Raw genomic sequence first — 565 nt, 5'->3', positions numbered from 1 at the left:
CCCAGCCGGGCGCCTCCACCAGACCTCTCGCCCGCCAGTGCCCGACACCGGGACCAGGTCAGGGCCGATCCTCCACCGAACCAGTAAGGAACCACCCCATGGCATCCGCCATCAAGACCCGCACCACCGCCACCCGACTGCTCACGGCTGTCGCCGTCCTGAGCGGCCTGGTGCTGAGCGCCGCACAGGCCCAGGCGGCGACCTCGCCGCTCCCCGCCGAGGCGCCGGCGGCCGTCGCCACCGCGCTGCCCGTGGTGAACATGGAAGCCACCGTCCTGGCCGCCCAGATCGATCCCCGCCGCGCCGACAGCACGCAGACCCCGGGGGCCCATGACTCGGTCCTGGCCGTCGAGCAGGCCCTGCAGGCCCGCGGCCTCCTCGACGCCAGCCGGGTGGACGGGTACTTCGGCACCACCACCGTCACCGCCTACGCCGCCTTCCAGCGCTCCCTCGGCTACACCGGCCTGGACGCCAACGGACTGCCCGGTGTCACCTCCCTCACCGCACTCGGGCAGGGCCGGTTCACCCTCACCCGCACGATCGGAGCCGGGGCCAAGGTGCAGCG

The 565-nt window shown here is 73.8% G+C and carries 1 protein-coding gene; it reads left to right on the top strand.

The features are described 5' to 3' along the window. Window positions 1-98: 98 nt before the first annotated feature. Window positions 99-565 (top strand): peptidoglycan-binding protein (locus ABD323_RS44470; protein ID WP_344447663.1); only part of this gene is annotated, 467 nt, incomplete at its 3' end.

The organism is Kitasatospora nipponensis (assembly GCF_039528135.1).
Taxonomy (GTDB): domain Bacteria; phylum Actinomycetota; class Actinomycetes; order Streptomycetales; family Streptomycetaceae; genus Kitasatospora; species Kitasatospora nipponensis.
Note: the sequence above shows the minus strand (reverse complement) of the source record. Positions and strands in the feature narration are given on the sequence as shown.